3 protein-coding genes and 1 pseudogene are annotated in these 3011 nt (G+C 42.6%); 3 read left to right on the top strand and 1 reads right to left on the bottom strand.

All coding sequences use genetic code 11. The features are described 5' to 3' along the window. Positions 1-1090 (top strand): RHS repeat domain-containing protein (locus BO219_RS14935; RefSeq protein WP_275531846.1); only part of this gene is annotated, 1090 nt, incomplete at its 5' end. 16 nt (positions 1091-1106) lie between these two features. After that, positions 1107-1556, top strand: a complete 450-nt coding sequence (locus BO219_RS14230) for a DUF5071 domain-containing protein (protein WP_052023561.1) — start codon at positions 1107-1109, stop codon at positions 1554-1556. Positions 1557-1757: 201 nt separating this feature from the next. On the opposite strand, the gene BO219_RS14225 is transcribed toward BO219_RS14230, so the two are convergent. Then, positions 1758-2003, bottom strand: coding sequence for a hypothetical protein (locus tag BO219_RS14225; RefSeq protein WP_143271315.1), 246 nt, complete (start codon positions 2001-2003; stop codon positions 1758-1760). 193 nt (positions 2004-2196) lie between these two features. Between BO219_RS14225 and BO219_RS14220 the strand changes: the two are divergent. Continuing rightward, positions 2197-3011, top strand: a pseudogene (locus BO219_RS14220) (DNRLRE domain-containing protein); the annotation flags it as partial.

Below are 3011 nucleotides of genomic sequence, written 5' to 3'. Positions count from 1 at the left end.
AGCCGTCAACGGACAAGCGTACACGTACGATGCCAATGGCAATTTAACGAACAACGGCAACAAAACGTTTGTGTATGATGACGAAAACCGTCTCATTCAAGTAAAAAACGCATCGGGCACTACGATCGCAACCTATACGTATGACCATCAAGGAAGACGCATCAGCAAAACAACATCAAGCGGTACGACTTACTATCACTACGATGGCGACTCGATTCGTCTGTTGTATGAAACAGACGCCAACAACAACATCACAGCGGAATATACGTGGGACGCATTGGGCCGCCCGGTCACGATGACGAAAGCCGGAGCCACTTACTACTATCATTTGAACGGTCATGGAGATGTCGTTGCATTGACGGATGCAAGCGGAAATGTCGTCGCCCAATACGAGTATGACGCATGGGGTAACATTCTGTCCAAAACCGGTGCGCTGGCAACAGCGAACCCATACCGTTATGCCGGGTATTATTACGATGAGGAAACCGGACTATACTACCTAATGGCGCGGTATTATGAGGCGAATATGGGGCGATTCTTGACAAGAGATACGTTCCATGGGGTTGAAAACGAGCCGCTTAGTATAAATCAATATGTTTACACTAAAAATAATCCTGTTATATATGTGGATATAAATGGTCACTTCGCTTTTCTTTTAGTTCCATTAGCAGGTGTATCAATTTCATGGCTAACAGCAGCCGCTGTTGAGGCAACCGCAATAGTGATTGCATATGTTGCAGCAAATGAGATAGTCAGTGTTTTAGAACGTAAATTTAATAGGAAAAACCCAACAGTTATTTATCGTACTGGAAGTGGAAACGGCACTAATTTAACTCCAAGACCAAAAGATGTTAGTGGGCTATCCTATACTACAGTAAAGCCTTTATCTGGACCATATACAGCAACTACTATTGAGGCCATTAATGCAACAGGAAAACTAGTAGCAATAAAAGATGGTAAAACTCATGTGTCAGTGAGACCAGTAAATATGAAGAAAATGCAGGGATGGATAAACTCAAGGGAAAATGCTAATACTAGACCACATGAATATACAAAATTATTGCAGGCCCTTTCTGTGAAAGTTAAATAGTAGGAGATGAATTTTAATGGAACTTAGTGAAGTTAAAAGATTGATGAAAAACTTGAGTTGGAATATGCCCCAAGAAGTTCAACTATCTGCAATAAGGGAGTTAACAACAATTGATGATGAATACACTCCTTTGTTAATACAAGATACCGAGAAGCATTGTTGGGAGAATGCGGTTAAAGTTTTAAATAAAATTGGATACCCACGAAATAGGCTGGCGATACCCTGCTTAATAGAGTTAATGCAAGATATGAATTGGCCTGGTGTCCCTACAGCGATAGAGATATTGAAGAGTATAGATAAAAGTGTGATAGTTCCACATATAGAGGCTTCGCTAATAAAAGCAGCTGAGGATGACGATCGCATGTGGATAGGGGGAATTCAGAGACTTATAGATATATTACAAATTTCTGAATCAGACTTTCATGATAAGGAAGTATATAAGTTATTAAAATTATCGGATTGGTAAACCAAGAAATTAGGAGCGGGCACTTGTCTTTTATGAAATAATATTGTATAGAATCCCCCAACTGCGTAAAATGCAGCTGGGGGTGTTTTATAGGATGAGTATCTGTCACTTGGTTTATGTGACGAAGCGGGTGCCAATAAAAAATGGTAGTGCAATATATATGGGCCGCCTAGTGATGATGACGAAAGGCGGAGTCATTTACTATTTCGGTCTTCCATACTTTTTGCCAGCCTGCCTCTGTTTTTTCAATGCAATCGCTCCGAATTTGGAGCGGGAAGGCGGTTCGCCCGCTTGAAGTTGGAATGTCGCCACGATTTGGTTGCGCCCGTCTTGATCAAAATCATACAGCTCGATCGATTCGGGATCTGCAAGAACAGTGTTGGGTGGTATAAACTTTTTCGCTATTTCCATCCACTCATCGCGGGCCAAAGCATGAATGGACTGCAAGGAGAAGAGCCCTGCGAAAAGCAAAAAGCGAGCCGTTTTTTCATCTTGTTCCTCCGTTATCCGGTTTTTGAAGTTATGATTCCGGATTAGCGGCGGCATTTATACATGAAAACAGCGGCTCATCCCGGCAACATGCCGGACTTATGCAGCGCGGTGGAAAGCAGAAGAGCAGCGATCAAAGCGGGAATCGATATTGGCGAACAGTGCCTGGCACTGTTCGATAATCCATGCGAATGGCACCTATACCGCCTACGAGTATAATGATGCCAACCAGTTAAAATCGATTAAAAACTTTGGCGCGAACGGCAATGTCTTAAATTACTTCAACTACAGCTATGATGCCAATGGCAACATTACCAGTGTGGAAACCAACAATGGAACGATCACGTATCAATATGATGCGTTGAATCAGTTGACAAAAGAAACACTAGCAGACGGGACGACCATCACGTACGAATACGATGCTGTGGGGAACCGTACGAAGAAAATTGTAAATAATGGAACGACTACTACCACAACATACACGTATGACGCCGCCGACCAATTAACAGCGGTCAACGGACAAGCGTACACGTACGATGCCAATGGCAATTTAACGAACAACGGCAATAAGACATTTGTGTACGATGATGACAACCGTCTCATTGAAGTAAAAAATGTATCTGGTACAACCATCGCGTCTTTCACGTACGATCAGCTTGGAAGACGCATCAGCAAAACAACATCAAGCGGAACCATCTATTATCACTATGATGGTGACTCGAACCAAGTGCTATATGAAACAGATGCCAACAATAACATCGTGGCGGAGTATACGTGGGATTACCAAGGAAACCCAGTTACAATGACCAAGGGTGGGGTAACTTATTACTACCATATAAATGGTCACGGTGATGTCACGGCATTAACCGATGCAAATGGTAATGTTGTGGCACAGTATCAGTATGATGCTTGGGGAAATATTATTTCGCAAACAGGCACGATGGCTTCGTCTAACCCATATCGTTT

This window comes from Anoxybacillus kestanbolensis, from assembly GCF_001996285.1.
Taxonomy (GTDB): domain Bacteria; phylum Bacillota; class Bacilli; order Bacillales; family Anoxybacillaceae; genus Anoxybacillus; species Anoxybacillus kestanbolensis_A.
The sequence above is the reverse complement of the archived record's forward strand: the minus strand, read 5'-3'. Positions and strand labels throughout refer to the sequence as shown.

Coding starts and splice junctions, on each gene's coding strand:
- BO219_RS14230 (WP_052023561.1), top strand. CDS start 1,107: ATGGAACTTAGTGAAGTTAAAAGATTGATGAAAAACTTGAGTTGGAAT.